This is a genomic window from Rothia santali, assembly GCF_024199905.1.
Classification (GTDB): Bacteria; Actinomycetota; Actinomycetes; order Actinomycetales; family Micrococcaceae; genus Rothia; species Rothia santali.
Genome location: NZ_JANAFB010000026.1, coordinates 1 through 19,643, shown reverse-complemented (window position 1 = coordinate 19,643; position 19,643 = coordinate 1). Strand labels below are relative to the sequence as shown.

Below are 19,643 nucleotides of genomic sequence, written 5' to 3'. Positions count from 1 at the left end.
GGGGCGGGCCCGCAGATGGGCGACGTCGCGGGCGGGCGGGCGGTGGATGCTGCGGGACGGGCACCCGCGGCCCGGTCAGGCCCCGGCCGGCGCCCCCTGTTGCTCGGCCACGAGGCGCTCGAAGTGGCGGCGCATGCGGGCGGCGTCGGGTCGGATCCCGGTGATGAGCTCGAACGCGTCCACCGCCTGGCCCACGGCCATGTGGCCGCCCGGCAGCACCGCGCAGCCCAGGGCGCGGGCCCGGCGGATCAGCTCGGTCTCCTGGGGGAGGTAGACGACGTCGGCCACCCACGTCCCCGCGTGCAGCAGGTCCGGGTCCACGGGGGTGCCGGGGTGCGCGTGCATGCCGATGGGGGAGGCGTTGACCAGGCCGGTCGCCTCGCGCAGGGCGGCGGGGAGCCCGGTGGCGCCCAGGGGCTCCACGCGGGCGGCGGGGAACAGCGCGCCCAGCTCGGCGGCGCGGGTCCGGGCCCGCGCGAGGTCGGGGTCGTGCAGTCGGAGCCGGGCCGCGCCGGCCGCCAGCAGCGCGTGGGCCGTGGCCGAGCCGGCCCCGCCCACGCCCAGCTGGACGACGTCGTCCAGGTCGGCCCCGGGCAGGCCCTCCCGCAGCGCGGAGGCGAAGCCGGTGAGGTCGGTGTTGTGCCCCTCGGTCGCACCGTCGCGCAGCAGGACGGTGTTGACCGCGCCCAGGCCCGCGGCGTCGGGCGCGACCCGGTCCAGGTGGGGGATGATGCTCTGCTTGGCCGGATGCGTGATGTTGAACGCGGAGAAGCCGAGCCGGAAGCCCGCGCGCATCAGCTCCGGCACGTCCTCGGCGCCGGCGCCCAGCGGGGCGAGGTCGATGGGTCGGTAGAGGTAGCGCAGCCCGTGGTGGGAGGCCTCCTCCTCGTGCATCGGCGGGGTCAGGGAGGCGGTGATGCCGTCCCCGATCAGACCGACCAGGTACGACTCGCCGATGCGGCTCATGGTCCTCCTCGTGGGGTGGTGCGGTATGCCGGGCGGGGCGCGAGGCGCCGGAACCGTGCCGGCCGGCGGCGTCGTGCCGGCGCTCCGGCGGGTGTGCGGGGTGTCACGTCACTCTAACCAGCCGCCGCGACGTCTTTCGCACACTCGTGCGCTCCGCGAACTCCGCCGTCCCTCGTAGCCTCGAAAGTTTCGTCATGGGCAACAAAACTTTTCCACAAGTGTTCTGCGTTACACCGCGTTCGGGGCTATGGTGGTGAGGGTCAAGACGGTCACAAGGACGTGACCGGCTCTGCAAGGAAGGTAGTGCGAACGTGCCCATCAACCATCAGTCCGGGGTCCTCCCCTCCCACACCACGGGAGGCCTGTACCAGCTGTCCGCGGAACACTCCGCCGGGGACCGCGGATCCTGGACCGAGCTCTACTATCAGCACTCGAGCCTCGAGGACCTGGCCGACTACACCAGCCAGGAGCTGGACGAGCGCGCCGAGCTGCACCGCGAGGTCGCCCGGACGCGCCGCGACGGCGAGTCGATCGTCCGCGTCGTGCAGCACCGCGGCGCCTGGATCCTCATGGTGGTCACGCACGACAAGCCGTACCTCGTCTCCTCCATCACCGCGGAGGTCGGCGCGCACTTCGGCGGCTCCCGCTCGATGTTCCACCCCCTCTTCCTGGCCCACCGGGACCCGGAGACCGGCGAGCTGGAGACCCTCCGCGGCCTCGACCTCGACCAGCCCGTGGCCAGCGGCGACACCGCCGCGCTGCCCTCCCTCGGGGCCGGGCTGGGCCGGGACACCTCGATCGAGTCCTGGATCTCCGTGGAGCTCTCCCACGACGAGGACGAGGTCCGGGCGCGCGAGCTGACCGACGCCGTCGTGCGCATCCTGCAGGACGTCTCCCGGGCCAACGAGGACGAGCGGCGCATCCAGGAGAAGGTCCTGGAGCTCGCCGAGCGCGTGGGCGACCTGCCCGAGCCCGAGCGCGCCCGGGACGACCGGCCCGACGCCGCGCGCTACCCCCAGGTGGTCCGGGACTTCCTGGGCTGGCTCGCCCGGGACAACTTCCTCTTCTTCGGATACAAGGAGCGCGACCTCCGGGAGAGCCCGGAGGGCCTCGCCCTCTCGGACCGCCCCGGCACGAGCCTGGGCATCCTCACCGAGCACCCCACCGGCGACGAGATCGGCGCGAGCCACCGGGCCACGCTCGACGACGGGTCGTTCCTGCTCACCGGGCGCTCGCGGGACAACGCCCTGGACCCCAAGATCGTCTACGTCACCAAGGCGAACTCGCGCTCATCGATCCACCGGCACGAGTACCTCGACTACATCGGCGTCCGGGACTTCGACGAGGCGGGCCGCGTGGTCGGCGAGTTCGTGATCCTGGGCCTGTTCTCCCTGCAGGCATACTCCCTCCCGGCCACCGAGACGCCCCTGATGCGGGACCGGGTCCGCGAGATCCGCAATCGCCTGGGCTTCCAGCCCGGCTCGCACTCGGACAAGCAGCTGACCGGCATGATCGAGGAGTACCCGCGCCTGGAGATGCTGCAGGCAGACCAGGACACCCTGACCGGGACCTTCGCCGGCATCATGGGGCTGGAGGAACGACGCCGCACGCGCCTGTTCCTGCGCCCCGACGAGTTCGGCCGCTTCGTCTCCGCCGTGGTCTTCCTGCCGCGCGACCGGTACAACACCGGCGTCCGCCGCCGGATCGAGCAGGTCCTCCGGGAGCAGCTCGCGCTGGACTCGATCGACTTCGAGATCCGCCTCTCCGTCTCGGCCCTGGCCCGGCTGTTCCTGCGCCTGCGCCTGACCGACCCGGAGCAGGTCCCCGAGGTCGACGTCCGCGATTTGGAGAAGCGCCTGCAGGACGCCACGCGCTCGTGGCCCGAGGCGCTGGAGGCCGCGCTCGGCCGCCTGGGGCCGGGGATCGCCTCCCGGTGGGCCGACGCCGCCCCCAAGACCTACCGCGCCGACTACGAGATCGAGGCGGCGGTGGAGGACGCCGCGATCTTCGAGGAGCTCTCCGGGGCGGGCCCGCGCCGCCCCGCGGCCGTGCGCCTGCACCGCCCCTCCGACCAGCACCAGCCCAACGCGGCGCTCGAGGGCGAGATCCGCCTCAAGACCTACCTGCGCGAGCCCAAGACGCTGACGGCGCTGCTGCCGATCATGCAGAACATGGGGCTGACGGTCGTGGACCAGAAGCCCTACGACCTGACCACCTCGGACGGCCGCAGCTACCTGCTCTACGACTTCGGGGTCACCTTCCCCCGCGGCGTCGACCCCGAGTCGGTGATCGGCCTCTACGAGGAGGCCCTGTGCGCCGTGCTGGCCGGCCGCGCCGAGTCGGACCTGCTGGACCGGCTGGTGCTCACCGAGTCGCTGTCCTGGCGGACCGTGATGATCCTGCGCGCCTACGTGCGCTACCTGGTGCAGCTGGGCTCCGGGTTCTCCCAGGCCTTCATGGCCGACACCCTGATGGAGCACTCCGAGGTCACCGGCCTGCTGGTCGAGCTCTTCGAGGCGAGCTTCGACCCGGACGCCCCGCGCCACGCGGGCGGGGTCGAGGCGCGCGAGGAGCGCCGCGCCGAGATCCTGCGGAGGATCCGGAAGGTCCTCAACGACGTCCCGACCCTGGACGCCGACAGCATGCTGCGCAGCCTCAGCGAGGCCATCGCGGCGACCGTGCGCACCAACGCCTACCAGGACCGCGACTCGATCGCGCTGAAGATCCTGCCCGAGGGCATCTCGCTCGCCCCGCTCCCGCGGCCCGAGTACGAGGTCTGGGTCCACTCGCCCCGCGTCGAGGGCGCGCACCTGCGCTTCGGCAAGGTCGCCCGCGGCGGCCTGCGCTGGTCCGACCGCCGCGAGGACTTCCGCACCGAGGTCCTGGGCCTGGTCAAGGCCCAGATGGTCAAGAACGCGGTGATCATCCCGACCGGCGCCAAGGGCGGCTTCTACCCCAAGCAGCTGCCGGACCCGGCGGTCAGCCGCGAGGCGTGGCTCGACGAGGGCCGCGCGGCCTACGCGCTGTTCATCCGCTCGCTGCTGGACGTCACCGACAACCTCGTGATCGACGACGACGGCGCCCGGCGCGCGGTCCGCCCCGAGCGCGTGGTCGCCCTGGACGGGGACGACACCTACCTGGTGGTCGCGGCCGACAAGGGCACGGCGACCTTCTCCGACCTGGCCAACTCGATCTCCCAGGAGTACGGCTTCTGGCTGGGCGACGCGTTCGCCTCGGGCGGCTCGGTGGGCTACGACCACAAGGCCATGGGCATCACCGCCCGCGGCGCGTGGGAGTCGGTCAAGCGCCACTTCGCGGAGCTGGGCGTCGACTGCCAGGCCGAGGACTTCACGGCCGTGGGCGTGGGCGACATGTCCGGCGACGTGTTCGGCAATGGCATGCTGCTCTCCGAGCACACCCGCCTGGTGGCCGCGTTCGACCACCGGGACATCTTCATCGACCCCACCCCCGACGCCGCGTCCTCCTTCGCCGAGCGCCAGCGCCTCTTCGGGCTGCCCCGCTCCTCGTGGCAGGACTACGACGAGTCGCTGATCTCCGCCGGCGGCGGGGTGTTCTCGCGCCGGAACAAGTCCATCGAGCTGACCCCGGAGATCCGGGAGGCCCTCGGGATCGAGGGATCGGTCGCGCGGCTCTCGCCGCCCGAGCTGGTCTCCGCGATCCTCAGGGCGCCGGTGGACCTGCTGTACAACGGCGGCATCGGCACCTACGTCAAGGCCTCCACGGAGACCAACGCCGAGGTCGGGGACAAGGCCAACGACGTCCTGCGCGTCAACGGCGAGGACCTGCGGGCCCGGATCGTGGGCGAGGGCGGCAACCTCGGCCTGACCCAGCGCGGCCGCATCGAGGCCGCCCGGGCCGGCGTCATCGTCAACACCGACGCGATCGACAACTCGGCGGGCGTGGAGACCTCGGACCGCGAGGTCAACCTCAAGATCCTCGTGGACGACCTCGTGGGCCGCGGCCTGCTGGAGGCCGGCGAGCGGGCCGGGTTCATCGAGGCCCAGACCGACGCCGTCGCCCGCCTGGTTCTGGAGACCAACCGGGAGCAGAACGCCCTGCTGCAGGCGGAGCGGATGGGCACCATGCCCACCAACTTCACCGCGGCCCGGCTCATGCGGCACCTGGAGGAGCACGCGGGCCTGAACCGTAAGATCGAGTTCCTGCCCAGCGACGCGGAGCTGCAGGAGCGGATCGCCGACGGCTGGGGCCTCACCGGGCCCGAGCTGGCGGTGCTGACGGCCTACGTCAAGATCGACCTGACGGACTCCCTGCTGGAGGGCGGCTTCGGCAAGGACCCGTGGCTCTCCGAGATCCTGGACGAGTACTTCCCCGAGGCGGTGACCGAGCGGTTCGGCGACGAGCTGGACGGGCACCCGCTGCGCCGGGAGATCGTGTGCACGCGGGTCGCCAACCAGATGGTGGACCTGGCCGGCATCACCTACGCCTACCGCGTGGTGGAGGAGACGGGCGCCTCGGCGGCCACCGCGGCCAGCGCCTTCCTCGCGGCCCGCGAGCTCTTCGGCATCCGCGAGCTGGTGGCCCAGCACCGGGCCCTGCCCGCGACCGTCGACCCCCGCGCCTGGCGTTCGGTGGCCCGCGAGATCCAGCGCCTGCTGGACCGCGGGACGCGCTGGCTCATCAACGAGGGCACCCTCGCCACGGGCGACATGCAGGGCGAGGCCGAGTCGGAGCTGCAGATCGCGGCGGTCATCGACCGGTACGCCCCGGCCCTGGAGCTGGCCGGCGAGGTGCCGGAGCTGCTGGGCGAGGGCGCTCGCGAGCGGCTGCAGGATCGCCTCGACCGGGCCCGCTCGTGGGGCATCCCGGAGCCGCTGGCCACCCAGTGGGCGCAGCTGCTGGACGTCTACCCGCTGCTGGACATCGCGCGCCTCGACGTCCAGACCGAGTGCGACCTGCGGGAGTCCGCGCTGATCTACTTCGCGCTCTCCGAGCGCTTCGAGGCAGACGCGATCCTCGGGGCGATCACCCGGCTGCCGCGCACCGACCGGTGGGAGACCCTGGCGCGCTCGTCGCTGCGCTCGGACCTCTACGAGACGATCGCGGACCTGACCGTGGGCGTCGCGGCGGACCTCGCGGCCAAGGACCGGGCCTGCCCCCGGACCGCGGCCGACGCCGCGGACGCCGTGGCCCGGTGGGAGGCCTCCCACCCGGTCCACGCGCAGCGCATCGGGCGGCTGATGTCCGAGGTCGAGGCGGAGCTGCAGGACGAGTCCAAGCCGCCGCGCCTCTCGGCGCTGTCGGTGGCGGTGCGGGGGCTGCGCGGGCTGGTCTAGCGGCGCCGGAGCCCGGGCGCGGACTTCGGCTGCGGACTCCAGGCGAGGGTGCGGACTCCGGGTGAGGGCGCGGGCTCCGGGTGAGGGCGCGGATCCCGGCGGGGTCCGTGCCCTCGCCGCGTCCGCGTCGAGCCCGGGCCGCACCCCCCGGCCGGCCGCCACCCCGTGTGACCCGCGGTGCGTCCGGGTTTAGGGATGAGAGCCTCGTCACCTCTAAGCTGGGGGGAGCCGCCCGGGCCGCGGGCAGCGCCGGAGCGCCGGCATCGCCGGTCGGGCGTGCCGCCTCGGCCGCGGCGGTGCCGCTCGCACCCGGCCCGGAGGAAGGTCCACCACGTGACATCCACGCCCACGTTCAGCATCAGCGACGAGACGTTCGAGGACGTCGTCGACCCCTCAGCCGTCCGCGAGCTGACGGGGGACGATCCCGCTCCCGTGGCCGTGCGCCTGCACCGCCGGGAGGACGCGGCGAGCACCGAGCTCGGCGGGCAGAGCGAGCACCGGCTGCGGCTGTACCTGAAGAGCCCCCGCGCGCTCTCCGAGCTGCTGCCCGTGCTGGAGGACCTGGGCCTGCGCGTCGTGGACCAGCGGCCCCTCCAGCTGACCGGCGAGGACGGCAGCACCTTCCAGCTCTACGACTTCGGCGTCGGCTTCCCCCACGGCGTCGAGGCGGAGGACGTGCTGGGCCTGTTCGAGGAGGCGCTGGGCGCGGTGCTCTCGGGCCGGGCGGCCTCGGACGCGCTCAACCGCCTGGTGCTCGCCGAGTCCCTGCCGTGGCGCACCGTCGCGGTGCTGCGCGCCTACACCCGCTACCTGATCCAGCTCGGGGCGGGGTACGGCGAGGACTTCATGGCGGACGCGCTGCTGCGCAACCCCGGGGTGACCCGGCTGCTGGTCGAGATCTTCGCCGCGGGCCTGGACCCGGAGCGGGACGGCGACCGGGAGGCCCGCCTCGTCGAGCGCCGCCGGCTGCGCGGGGAGATCGGCGAGGCCCTCGACGACGTCCCCGGCCTCGAGGAGGACCGCTTCCTGCGCATCATGGCCGACGCCGTCCTGGCCACCGTGCGCACCAACGCCTACCTGGACCACGCCTCGATCGCGCTGAAGATGCTGCCGCGCGAGATCGCCGCGGCCCCAGCGCCCCGCCCCGCCTACGAGATCTGGGTGAGCGCGCCGCGCGTCGAAGGGACGCACCTGCGCTTCGGCAAGGTCGCCCGCGGCGGGCTGCGCTGGTCGGACCGGCCGCACGACTTCCGCACCGAGGTGCTCGGCCTGGTCAAGGCGCAGCAGAGCAAGAACGCGGTGATCATCCCGGAGGGGGCCAAGGGCGGGTTCTTCCCGCGCTGGGCCCCGGATCGCGACGCCGACCCGGAGGGCTACCAGCGGGAGGGCCGCGCGGCCTACTCGCTGTTCATCGGCTCCCTGCTCGACGTCACCGACAACCGGGCCGCCGGCGAGGGCGACGAGTCGTCGGTGGTCACGCCGGACGGCGTCGTCGCCCTGGACGGCCCCGACGACTACCTCGTGGTCGCCGCGGACAAGGGCACCGCGACGTTCTCCGACCTCGCCAACTCGATCTCGGCGGACTACGGCTTCTGGCTGGGCGACGCCTTCGCCTCGGGCGGGTCGGTCGGGTTTGACCACAAGCAGATGGGCATCACCGCCCGCGGCGCGTGGGAGTCGGTCAAGCGGCACTTCGCCGCGCGCGGTGTCGACTGCCAGCGCGAGGACTTCACCGCGATCGGGATCGGCGGCATGGCCGGGGACGTGTTCGGCAACGGCATGCTGCGCTCCGAGCACACCCGGCTGATCGCGGCCTTCGACACCCGGCACATCTTCCTGGACCCCGCGCCCGACGCCGCGGCCTCCTTTGCTGAGCGGAAGCGGCTCTTCGAGCTGCCCCGGGCCTACTGGAGCGACTACGACGAGTCGTCGATCTCCGCGGGCGGCGGCGTGTACCCGCGCAGCGCCAAGTCGATCGAGATCGGCGAGGAGGTCCGCGAGGCTCTGGGCCTCGACGACTCGGTGCGCGAGCTGGCACCCGCGGACCTGGTCTCCGCGATCCTCCGGGCCCCGGCGGACCTGCTGTACACCGGCGGCGCCGGAACCTACGTCAAGGCCACCGACGAGGACCAGTCCGACGCCGGGGACCGCGCCAACGACCCGCTCCGGATCGACGCCTCGGAGCTGCGGGTCGCCGTGATCGGCGAGGGCGGCAACCTCGGCCTGACCCAGCGCGCGCGGATCGAGGCGGCCCGCCGCGGCATCCTGGTCAACACCGATGCGATCGACAACTCGGCCGGCGTCGAGACCTCGGACCGCGAGGTCAACCTCAAGATCCTCGTGGACCGGCTCGTGGCCGACGGCGAGCTGACCCGGGACGAGCGGGCGGCGTTCATCGAGCAGCAGGTCGAGGAGGTCGCGGGGCTGGTGCTGCGCACCAACCGGGAGCAGAACGTGCTGCTGCAGGCCGAGCGGCTCGGGACCCGGCCCACCAACAGCACGGCCGAGCGGTTCATGGCCCACCTCGAGGAGCACGGCGGGCTGGACCGCGAGGTCGAGCTGCTGCCCTCCGACGAGGAGCTCGCCGCGCGGCGCGCCGCGGGGGAACCGCTGACCTCGCCGGAGCTGGCGGTGCTGACCGCCTACTCCAAGACCGACCTGTCCCGCTCCCTCCTGGAGGGCGGCTTCGGCGCGGACCCGTGGCTGGACGAGATCCTGCTGGAGTACTTCCCGGCCGCGGTCGGGGAGCGCTACGCCGGGCGGTTCGGCGAGCACCCGCTGCGCCGGGAGATCATCTGCACCCGGGTGGCCAACGACGTCGTGGACACCGCCGGCATCGTCTTCGTCCACCGCGTGGTGGAGGAGACCGGCGCGTCCCCGGCCACGGTCGCGCACGCGTTCATCGTGGCCCGGGAGATCTTCGGCCTGCGGGAGCTCATGGAGCTGCACCGCGGGATCGCCCCCACGGCCGACCCGGAGGGCTGGAGCGCCGTGATCCGGGACCTGCAGCGGTTCACCGACCGGGCCGTCCGCTGGGTCATCGCCGAGGGCACGCTCAGCGCGGCGGCGGCCGCGGCGCGGGGCGGGGCGGCCGGGGAGCCGGCGTCCACACGGGGCGACGACTCGCCACTCGGCCCGGACGACGACGCGTCATTCGGCCGGGACGACGACTCGTCGGCCGCTGGTGGCGACGACTCGTCACCCGAGAGCCCCATCCGCGAGGTGCTGGGCCGCTTCGAGGGGGTGGCCTCCCTCGTCGAGGAGCTGCCGGATCTCGTCGCCGACGACGCCGCGGCGAGCATCCACGAGCGCGCCCGGCGGGCCGCGGGCTGGGAGGTGCCCGCGGCGCTGGTGGACCGCTGGGCCTCGATCTGGCAGTCGCTCTCGCTGCTCGACGTCGTCGAGATCACCCGGGCCAGCGGGTACTCGCTGCGCGAGGCGGCGCTGCTCTACTTCGCGGTCTACGAGCGCTTCCGGGTGCGGAACATCGCGCTGGCCATCACCGAGCTGCCGCGCACCGGGCGCTGGGACTCGATCGCCCGGTCAGCCCAGCGCGCGGACCTCTACGAGGCGACGGCCGAGCTGACGCTCGCGATCGCGCTGGACAACGACGAGGCCGGCGTCGAGCGCGGGGGCGACGTCGCCGGAGCGGCGCGGGCCCTGGCCAAGTGGGAGGAGTCCCATCGGGTGCGGATGCCGGCGATCCGGCGCCTGACCGAGGAGATGCCGGAGGAGATCGACGCGTACGCCTCGGGGGCCCGGCCGGTGGACCTCGCGACCCTCTCGGTCGCGGTGCGGACCCTGCGCGAGATGGCGTAGGGCGGCGGACGGCCCGGCGGGCCCCCGGGGACAGCAAGCGAGACGGACGCCGCAGAACGTGGCGCGGGAGAGGAGCGACGATGACGGAGAAGGCACGCGAGGACGCTCTCCGCGAGACGCCCGGTCAAGCACCCGGCGAGACGCTTGGTCAAGCACGCGGCGAGACGCCGGGCCAAGCGTCCCGCGAGGCACCCGGCGAGATGCCGGGCCAAGCGCCCGGCGAGGCGCCGGGCGCCCTGGAGGAGCTGCGCGACCGCCTCGGCGACCGGCTGCTCACGGGGGAGGCGGTGCGCGAGCACGCCTCGGACCGCTCGATCGCGGAGCCGGAGGGCATGCCGGCCGGCGTCGTGCTGGCCTCCGGGACGGACGACGTCGCCGCGGCCCTGGCCTGGGCGAACGAGCACCGGGTGCCGGTCTCGGTGCGCGGGGCCGGCTCGGGACTGTCCGGGGGCTCCAACGCCTACCCGGGCGGGCTGACGGTCTCGCTCGCGGCGATGGACCGCGTCCTGGGCATCGACGCCGCGAACCGCCTGGCCGACGTCGAGCCCGGCGTGGTCACCGCCGAGCTGGACCGCGCCGCGCGCGAGCACGGCCTGTTCTTCGCCCCCGACCCCGCGAGCACGCACCTCTCCACGGTCGGCGGGAACATCGCGACCGACGCCGGCGGGCTGCGCTGCATCGCCCACGGCACCACCGGGGACGCCGTGGCCGCCCTGGAGGTCGTGCTGGCCGACGGGAGCGTCATCCACACCGGCGCCCGGACCCTCAAGAACGCGACGGGGCTGAACCTCACCCCGCTCTTCGTGGGCTCGGAGGGCACCCTGGGCGTCATCACCCGGGCGACGGTGCGGCTCGAGCCGGTGCCCGAGGGCGTCCCCCAGACGTTCGTCGCGAGCTTCGACGACCTCGAGGCCGCCGGACGCGCGGTCACCGAGATCGTCTCCGCCGAGCCCCGGCCCGAGGCCCTGGAGCTGATCGACGACGTCTGCGCGCGCCTGATCGAGCAGTTCCGGCCCAGCGGCCTGCCGCAGCCGGACGCCGCGCTCCTGCTCGGCCAGACGGTCGGCCTCACCGCCTCCCGCGACGCCGAGCTGCTCCTGGAGACCTGCCGCCGCCACGGCGCCGTGGAGACCGAGTCCCAGGAGGGCACCGCGCTGATGGAGGCCCGCCGCGTCGCCAACGGGGCGCTGCTGGCCGGGAAGTACTCGGTGCACTGCGACGTCGGGGTGCCCGTGTCCCGGCTGGTCGAGATGATCGGCGGCGTGCGGCGGATCGCGGAGGAGTCGGGCCGGGGCGTCAGCATCCTGGCCCACGCGGGGGACGGCAACCTGCACCCGGCGGTCGAGTCGGAGGACACGCCCGAGGACCGGGCCGCGGCCGAGGCCGTGGTGGACCGGATCACCGAGCTCGCGATCGAGCTGGGCGGGGTGATCAGCGGGGAGCACGGCATCGGCTCGCTCAAGCACCGCGAGCTGCCGCTGCAGTTCGACGCCGCGACCCTGGCCGCCCAGCACGCGATCAAGGCGGCGCTGGACCCGCGCGGGATCCTGACGCCGGGCCGGGGGATCTAGCGCCCGCGGCCACCCGGCCTCACCCGGCCCGCGGCCTCACCCGGCCCGCGGCCGCACCCCCGCCGGAGCCGGGAGCGCGCCCGCGGACCGCCCTTCCCCCGTCACCCCGTCACCCGTTGATGACCTGCGGCACCCCCAGCCCCTTGAGCCCCTCGACGCCGAACTCCAGCCCGTACCCCGACTGCTTGACGCCGCCGAAGGGGATCCGCGGGTCCACCCCGCCGTGGGAGTTGATCCACACCGTCCCGGCCTGCAGCCGAGCGGCCACCTCGCGGGCGCGCTCGCGGTCCCCGGACCACACCGAGGCGCCGAGCCCGACGTCGAGCGCGTTGGCCCGCGCGATCGCCTCCTCGGCGTCGGCGACCCGGACGATCGGCAGCGCCGGGCCGAACTGCTCCTCCACCACGAGCGGGTTCTCCGGGTCGATGTCCGCGATCAGCGTGGTCGGGTAGAAGTGCCCCGCGGCGTCGCGGTCGGGGTCCGCGCCGAGCAGCACGCGCGCCCCGCTCCGCCGGGCCTCCTCGACCAGCCCGTCCACGATCTCGAACTGCGCCGCGTTCTGCAGCGGCCCGAGCACGTTCTGCTCCTCCAGGCCCACGCCCATCGGCACGCCCCGCGCGAAGTCGGCGAGGGCCGCGCACACGTCGTCGTAGATCGCGTCGGCCACGTAGAGCCGCTTGAGCGCGGCGCAGGTCTGGCCGGTGTTGATGAACGCGCCCCAGAACAGGCCCTCGGCGATGGCCGCGGGGTCGGCGTCCTCCAGGACGATGCCGGCGTCGTTGCCGCCCAGCTCCAAGGTCAGTCGCTTGACCGTCTCCGCGGAGGACTCGATGATCTTCTTGCCGGTCGCGGTGGAGCCCGTGAACATGATCTTGCCGATCCCCGGGTGGGTGCTGATCGCGGCCCCGACCTCCCGCCCGCCGGAGACCACCTGCAGCACGTCCTCGGGCAGCACGGAGTTCAGCACGTGGCACAGGGCCAGCACGCTCAGCGGCGTGTGCTCGGAGGGCTTGACCACCACGGCGTTGCCCATCCGCAGGGCGGGGGCGGTCTGCCAGATCGTGATCATCATGGGCCAGTTCCACGGGCCGATCGCGCCGACGACGCCGATCGGCCGGTAGGTCAGCACGGCCCGGGTCTGCCCGTCGTCGACCACGGGGGTGTCCTCCAGCTCGAAGGAGGCGGTGGCACGCAGCCACGAGGCGCACGCGCCGACCTCGAAGCGGGCATTGGGGCCGTTGAGCGGCTTGCCCTGCTCGCGGGAGAGCAGCTCGGCCAGGGGCTCGGCCCACTCCTCGACGGCGTCGGCGGCCTTCAGCAGGAGGTCGCACCGCTCCCGCTGGGTTCGGGAGCCCCAGCCCCGCTGGGCGGTCCCGGCGCGCCCGACGGCGTCGTCGAGGTCCTGCGCGGTCTGCTCCGGGGCGTGCCCCACGACCTCGTCGGTCGCCGGGTCCAGGATCGCGCGTCCCGCCTCGCCGGCGTCTACCGCCTGGACGAGGTCGGCGTAGGTGGTGGCCATGGGGCTCCTCACATCGTCGGGATGGTGGCTCCATCCTCCCCGCCGCGCGCGGGCGCCGAGTTGCCGCAGCGTGCAGGCTTGTTGTCCGCCGATGTGTGCCGCGTCACGACGGTGATAGATTGGCTCCCGAGAGCGCTGGAGCCGGTGCCCCGACGGGGCGGCGGCCCTCTGCCGCGTCGGCCGCCCGGAGCGTTCCCCGCCCCGGGTCGAGGGGCGCGGCGGGCGCTGGGAGACGGGAATCGGAAGCGAGGCGGCACGGATGGACGTACGGCAGCTCGCCGAGTCGCGGACCGCGACCCGGCCCGGACTGACGATGCCGGAGTGGCGGTGCCTGATCTCCCGCTCCTTCGCGCCCCTGCGGCTCTCCTCCGAGGACGAGCGGGCCTTCCGCGCCGAGCTGCGCGAGGTGGCGCTCGAGGAGGTGCACCTCTTCGACATGTCCACCGACGCCCACCGCGTCGTCCGCAGCCCCGACCTCATCGATCCCGCGGCCCGGGCCTACTGCAAGCTCAGCCTCCAGCTGAGCGGGTCGGCCCGGCTCGTCCAGGACGGCCGCACCTGCGACCTCGCCGCCGGGGACCTCGCCCTGTACGTGACCCAGCGCCCCTACGAGCTGAGCTACGAGGAGGCGCAGCGCAGCCTCGTCGTGATCTTCCCGCAGTCGATGGTCCACCTGAGCCCCGACCAGATCTCCCTCATCACGGCGACGCCGGTCAGCAGCGTCAGCGGCCTGGGAAAGGTCGCGGTCCCCCTGTTCGAGCAGCTGGCCCGGAACATGGACGTGCTCAGCGGGCCGCACGCGATGAGCCTGGTCCGCTCCGCGCTGGACATGCTGGTCACGGTCCTCTCCGCGGAGTCGCGGGAGTCCGGCCGGGACACCGCGGAGAGCCCCCTGCTGCAGCAGGCCATCGCGCTGATCGACGAGCGGCTGGGGGACCCGGAGCTGGGCCCCCACGACATCGCCGAGCACCTCTTCGTCTCCCTGCGGCAGCTGCACAGCCGGTTCGCGGCCAACGGCCTGACGGTCGCCTCCTACATCCGCACGCGGCGGCTGCAGGCGATCCGCCAGGACCTGGCCAACCCGCTCCTGGCCCACGAGGCGGTGCACACCATCAGCACCCGGTACGGGCTGGTGGACGCCTCCCACGTCAGCAAGGCGTTCAAGACCGAGTTCGGGGAGTCGCCCTCGGCGTACCGGGCCAGGATCCTGGAGGGACCGCTCAGGCCAGCTCCCGGATGACCTTCCGCGCGGTGCTCAGCCCGGTCTCGATCGCCCCGTCCACGACGACGCCGCGCCACCCCGAGGCCCAGTCGGCCCCGGCGAAGTGCAGGCGCGTGTCCGTCTCGCGGAAGTGGTGCCAGCCGTTGGTGAACTGGCCCTTCTTGAGGGTCGCCCACGCCTGGCCGCTCCAGCGGTCGGCCACCCAGTCGTGGCCCGTGCAGTCGAGGACCTCCAGGTCCGGCCGCCACTGGTTCACGATCTCCTGGCCCGAGGCGGGGTCCTCGAGGTCCACGCGGTCGTGGTGCGAGCCGAAGCCGACGCAGATCGTCGTCCCGTCGTCCATGAAGTACTCGCTGCGGAAGACCGCGACCTTGGCCGGCGTCGGCGCGTAGCCGATGATGCTGTGGTGCCCCTTGACCTTGATCCAGATCTTGCACCCGGTGGAGTTCCACTTCTGGTCCACGACGGAGCGCATCGAGGGCGGCAGGGCCGGGGTGAACTCGATCGTGTCGAGGGCGCCGAGCGGGACGGTGACGACGACGGCGTCGCACGGGATCCGCTCCCCGCCCTCCAGGGTCACCACGGCCGAGGAGGTGAGGTGCTCGATCGCGGTCACCGGCGTCGAGAGCCGGAGGGGGCAGCGTAGGTCCGCGGCGATGTTCTCGTAGATCCCGCGCATGCCGTCGACGAGCTTGAAGCGCAGGGTCTGCTCGTCGAGCAGCGGCAGCCGGTTGTCGGACAGCGCGACCCACTGCTTGGCCATGAGCGAGGAGGCCTGGCTCGGGTCGCCGATGTACCCGGCGGACCAGTAGCCGTCGCACAGGTCGATCTCCTCCTGGGTGAAGTCGCCGCCGCGGAGGCACTCGAGGACGCCGGCGGCGTCGTCGGCCAGGAACTGCTCGCGCAGCTCGGCGGGGCCGCGGTAGGCGTCGGAGAGGATGTGCAGGGGGTCGTGCGGGTTGGGGAAGTACTCGGCGGAGCGCTCGAAGATCTTGGCCATGGGGCGGGCCAGGGCTGCGTCGAGCTCCGCCTCGGTGCCGCTGCGCACCTCGCCGCCGGTGACCCAGTAGGCGCGGTCCGTGTACGGGCTGGGATGGATGCCCTGGCCGTAGCGGGTGATCTCCGACCAGACGTGGGGCTGCATCCAGTGGACCCAGGTCGCCCCGAGCTCCAGCGGGCGGCCCATGCGCTCCTGCGTCCAGGCGCGCCCGCCGATCCTCTCGCGGGCCTCGACGATCTCGACGTCGATCCCGGCCATCTGCAGCTCGCGGGCGGCCACGAGTCCGGCGAATCCGGCGCCGACGACCACGACATGGGGTGTGCTCACGGTGTGTTCCTTTCGAGGGGAGGGGTTCGGTTCTCGTCCTGCGGGGCCGTTCCCGCCGGGGCGTCAGCGTCGACGGAGGCGAAGGCCTCCGGGCGCCGCCGCCGCAGCACCTCGCCCCAGACGGCGCCCAGGACGCCGGCGGCGATGATGATGCCGGGCATGACCACCACGAGGGCGGAGGGGCCCTCCGCGCCGATCATGAGGTCGAAGTTGACGAGGATCAGGACGGCCACGGCCAGCAGCCCCAGGGCCGACGCCGCGGGGGCCACCACGCGCGTCCAGGCGCCGTACCCGCGCGCGTCCCGGGCGAACCAGGCGATCACGGCGATCGAGGTGACCGCGAGCAGGAAGACGAGGCCGAAGGCGGCGGCGTTGGTCAGCCACGTGAACAGCGTGATCACGGGGTAGAGCGGGCCCAGCGCGGAGCCGGCGCCCGCGACCGCGAAGACCGCGACGACGACGAGCGCGAGCGCCGACTGGGTCAGCGAGCCGACCCGCGGCGCCCCGCTCGGCGAGGCCCCGGCCAGGCCGCGCGGCAGCACCCCGGAGCGGCCGAGGGAGAAGAAGTACCGGGCCGCCGCGTTGTGGAACGCGATGAGGGCCGCGAGGAGGCTGGTGATGAACAGGACGTTGGCGACCTCCGCGAGCAGCGGGAAGCGCGCGCTGAGCCACTCGAAGACCAGGTCCGGCCCGAGCGCGGCGGACTGCCCGATGATCGCGCTGGGCCCCACGCCCATCGCGAGGGCCCAGGCCGAGCCGGCGTAGAACACCGCGATCACGCCCACCGCGATGTACGTGGCCCGCGCGACCGTGCGCCGGGGGTTGCGGGTCTCCTCGGCATAGATCGCCCCGGACTCGAAGCCCATGAACGCGGCGATGCCGAAGGCCAGCAGGACGCCGATGCCGCCGGTGAAGAACTCGTCCGGCCGCAGCGTCTCCGTGCTGACGCCCTCGGGCGCCACGACCAGGGAGATCACGCAGACCACCAGCACCACGAGGAACTCGAGCGAGACCAGGACCGCCAGCACGCGGGCCGAGAGGTCGACGCTGCGCACGCCCAACGCCCCCACGACGGCCCAGCCGATCAGGGCCGCGAGCCACCACGGGACGTCGAGCCCGGTCAGGTCGCCCAGCGCGTTGGCGAGCGCGAAGCCGAACAGGCCGTACAGCCCGATCTGCATCATGTTGTAGGAGACCAGGGCCAGGATCGCGGCGGCGATGCCCTGCCGCCGCCCGAGCCCCTGGGTGATGTAGGCGTAGAAGGCGCCGGCGTTGTGCACGTGGCCGCTCATCGCGCCGTAGCCGACGGCGAAGAGGGCCAGCACGACGCCGAGCACCAGGTAGCTGACCGGCACGCCCAGCAGCCCGGAGACCGCGAAGTTGGTGGGCACGCCGCCGGCGAGCACGGTCAGCGGGGCGGAGGCGGCGATGATCATGAAGACCAGGGCCGTCGTCGAGAGATGGCGGCGGGCCAGGGTGGGCTGCTGTGCCGACACGGTGCCTCCTCGGGGTGACTCGGACGGACGGGATGGTCCCTCTAATGTGCGTCAGGACACATCGCGGGCGGTTGTGCCTGAGCGCGGCGCCGTTGTCGCTCCACGCCTACCGGGGCGTGCGGGGCGCGCCAGGATCGGCTCGAAGAACCGCCCGAGCGCCGCCGGCTCGTCCAGCGGCAGGACCGCGGCCACGTACTGGTCCGGCCGGACCACCACGACGGCGCCCGCGCGGCCGATCCGGCGATCCTCGAAGACGTCCTCCCCCGGCAGCGCGGCGTAGACCCGCTCGAGGTAGCTCAGCCGGAACGGTCCCACCTGCGGGCGGAACGCCCGGGGCGTGCGCATGAGCTCGACGTCGACGTGGGGCTGCCGGTAGACGACGCTGAGGTCTAGGAGGGCGTCGTCGTCGCCCCCGTCCGGGGTGTGCAGCACCCGCGGGGAGGCCGGGTCGGCGCGCACCCATTCCGCCCAGTCGGCCAGGGTGGAGGGCTCGCCGGCGGCTGGGGCGTCGGCGAAGACGTAGACCCGCCACCGCCCGTCGGCCGTGGCCTGGTGGCCCAGGTGCAGCGGGAAGCCGTCGCAGACCCGGGTGACCCGGGCCGAGCGGAACCGCTTGCCCACCGGGAACCCGGCGGCCAGGTCCTGGTGCTCGGTCCCGGCGGTGATCATCGAGGGCCGGTACTCGGTCATGAAGCCCGCCGGGAACTCCGCGGTCTTGACGTAGAACTCCTCGAGCTCCTCGGGGCTCTTGAGGTCCTCCGGGCGGGCCGCCATCATCGTCGACCACTCGCGGTCGAAGTCGATGAGGTTCCGGGTGATCACCTGCCGCTCCTCCGAGTAGGTGCGCAGCAGCGCGGCCGGGCTGAGCCCGGTCAGCACGTGGCCCAGCTTCCAGCCGAGGTTGAAGCCGTCCTGCATCGACACGTTCATGCCCTGCCCGGCCTTGGCGGAGTGGGTGTGGCAGGCGTCGCCGGTGATGAACACCCGCGGCTCCCGCTCGCCGACGCGGTCCGCGGGGACGTCGTCGAAGCGGTCGGTCAGCCGGTGACCGACCTCGTAGACGCTGTGCCACGCCACGCTGCGGACGTCCAGGGAGTAGGGGTGCAGGATCGCGTTGGCCCGCTCGACGATCTGCTCGACCGTGGTCTGCCGCACCGCGTGGTGCGCCGCGGGGTCTACCACGCCGAGGTCCACGTACATGCGGAACAGGTGCCCGCCCTCGCGGGGGATGTGGAGGATGCTGCCGTGCTCGGACTGGATCGCGCACTTGCGGCGGATGTCCGGGAAGTCGCTCTCGGCCAGCACGTCCATGACGCCCCACGCGTGGTTGGCCTGGTCCCCCTCGAGGCGGCGGCCGATCGCGGCGCGGACGCCCGAGCGGGCGCCGTCGGAGCCGACGACGTACCGGGCCCGGATGGTGCGGACCTCGCCCTCGCGGGGCCCCGCGGTGTGCCGGACGGTGGCCAGCACGGGGCGCTCGCCCTCGCCGGTCACCTCCAGGGTCAGGAACTCGACGCCGTAGTCGGGCTCGATGCGCCCGGGGGAGCGCAGCATGAACTCGGCGAAGGAGTCGAGCACGCGGGCCTGGTTGACGATCAGGTGGGGGAACTCGCTGATGCCGCGCGGGTCGTCGGCCGGCCGGGCCGTGCGCACGATCTCCTGCGGACGCTCGGGGTCGGGCTTCCAGAAGGACATCTCGGTGATGTGGTACGCCTCGTCGATCAGCCGGTTGGCGAAGCCGAAGGCCTGGAAGGTCTCGACGCTGCGGGCCTGGATGCCGTCGGCCTGGCCGATCTCGAGGCGGTGCGGGCGCTTGTCGATGATCCGGACGTCCACCTCGGGGAACTGGGAGAGCTGAGCGGCGGTGATCATGCCCGCGGGGCCGGTGCCGACGACGAGCACGTCGGTCTCGTCGGGCAGCTCGCGCGGGCGGTCGATCCCGTGGCCCGCGGGGGCCTGGACGCCCGGGTCGCCGGAGACGTAGCCGTGGTGGTGGAAATGCACTTCGAGGCTCCTTCCCCCACCGCATCGTGGGAGTGGCGTTGATTCGGCGTGTTCTCTATGCGAATATGGGGTTCCGATAGAGAACTGTGGTCTGGATCATATACGGACCCGCCGGGGCGGACAAGGCCCGACGGCGGGTAGCCCGGACCGCGGTCGTGGCGGCCCCGGCGGCCGGAGAGTGGGGTTCGATGGCGACGACGAGCGGAGCGGATGGGGCGGCGGCCGGGCCGGGGCCCCGCCCCGGGGGGTGCGCGAGGGCGGACGGCACCGCCCGCCGCCGCCGCAGAAGCCGGCCATCATGGAGGGCTACGAGCACCAGGCGTCCGAGATCCAGGGCCAGTACGAGCTGGGCCTGATCGACGACGAGGAGCGCCGCTCCGAGCTGATCGACATCTGGACCAAGG

General features: G+C 73.4%; 9 protein-coding genes. 4 read left to right on the top strand and 5 right to left on the bottom strand.

The genetic code is table 11. From position 1 onward, the window contains the following. Positions 1-75: 75 nt before the first annotated feature. Positions 76-966: a shikimate dehydrogenase gene (locus NBM05_RS10650; RefSeq protein WP_254167145.1), complete on the bottom strand. Its 891-nt coding sequence runs from the start codon at positions 964-966 to the stop codon at positions 76-78. 311 nt (positions 967-1,277) lie between these two features. Between NBM05_RS10650 and NBM05_RS10645 the strand changes: the two genes are divergently transcribed. The 3 genes from NBM05_RS10645 to NBM05_RS10635 all read left to right on the top strand — a co-directional run bounded on the left by NBM05_RS10645 (position 1,278) and on the right by NBM05_RS10635 (position 11,671). Then, positions 1,278-6,281 carry an NAD-glutamate dehydrogenase gene (locus NBM05_RS10645; RefSeq protein WP_254167143.1) on the top strand — a complete coding sequence of 1,668 codons (5,004 nt, stop codon included), beginning with the start codon at positions 1,278-1,280 and terminating at the stop codon, positions 6,279-6,281. A gap of 333 nt (positions 6,282-6,614) precedes the next feature. Further along, the gene (locus tag NBM05_RS10640; RefSeq protein WP_254167142.1) at positions 6,615-10,100 is read left to right on the top strand and encodes an NAD-glutamate dehydrogenase domain-containing protein; all 3,486 of its coding nucleotides are present in this window, start codon (positions 6,615-6,617) and stop codon (positions 10,098-10,100) included. Between the two features lie 80 nt (positions 10,101-10,180). Continuing rightward, positions 10,181-11,671 (top strand): FAD-binding oxidoreductase, encoded by a 1,491-nt coding sequence (locus tag NBM05_RS10635; protein WP_254167140.1) that lies wholly within the window; start codon positions 10,181-10,183, stop codon positions 11,669-11,671. Between the two features lie 109 nt (positions 11,672-11,780). Here NBM05_RS10635 and NBM05_RS10630 read toward each other — a convergent pair whose 3' ends face one another. Further along, on the bottom strand, positions 11,781-13,190 hold the full coding sequence (locus tag NBM05_RS10630; protein WP_254167138.1) for an aldehyde dehydrogenase family protein: 1,410 nt from the start codon (positions 13,188-13,190) through the stop codon (positions 11,781-11,783). A gap of 259 nt (positions 13,191-13,449) precedes the next feature. Here NBM05_RS10630 and NBM05_RS10625 point away from each other — a divergent pair, with 259 nt between their 5' ends. After that, positions 13,450-14,430: an AraC-like ligand-binding domain-containing protein gene (locus NBM05_RS10625; RefSeq protein WP_254167137.1), complete on the top strand. Its 981-nt coding sequence runs from the start codon at positions 13,450-13,452 to the stop codon at positions 14,428-14,430. Here NBM05_RS10625 and NBM05_RS10620 read toward each other — a convergent pair. Genes NBM05_RS10620 through NBM05_RS10610 form a run of 3 tightly spaced genes read right to left on the bottom strand, consistent with a single transcriptional unit; the run spans position 14,411 to position 19,239 of the window. Next, the gene (locus tag NBM05_RS10620) at positions 14,411-15,739 is read right to left on the bottom strand and encodes an NAD(P)/FAD-dependent oxidoreductase (RefSeq protein ID WP_254167135.1); all 1,329 of its coding nucleotides are present in this window, start codon (positions 15,737-15,739) and stop codon (positions 14,411-14,413) included. The two genes, NBM05_RS10625 and NBM05_RS10620, sit on opposite strands and share 20 nt — an antisense overlap. After that, complete coding sequence (locus NBM05_RS10615) at positions 15,736-17,235, bottom strand: APC family permease (protein ID WP_254167133.1); 1,500 nt, start codon at positions 17,233-17,235, stop codon at positions 15,736-15,738. Before NBM05_RS10615 ends, NBM05_RS10620 begins: the two co-directional genes overlap by 4 nt. A 51-nt stretch (positions 17,236-17,286) precedes the next feature. Further along, the gene (locus NBM05_RS10610; RefSeq protein ID WP_254167132.1) at positions 17,287-19,239 is read right to left on the bottom strand and encodes an FAD-dependent monooxygenase; all 1,953 of its coding nucleotides are present in this window, start codon (positions 19,237-19,239) and stop codon (positions 17,287-17,289) included. Between the last annotated feature and the right edge of the window lie 404 nt (positions 19,240-19,643).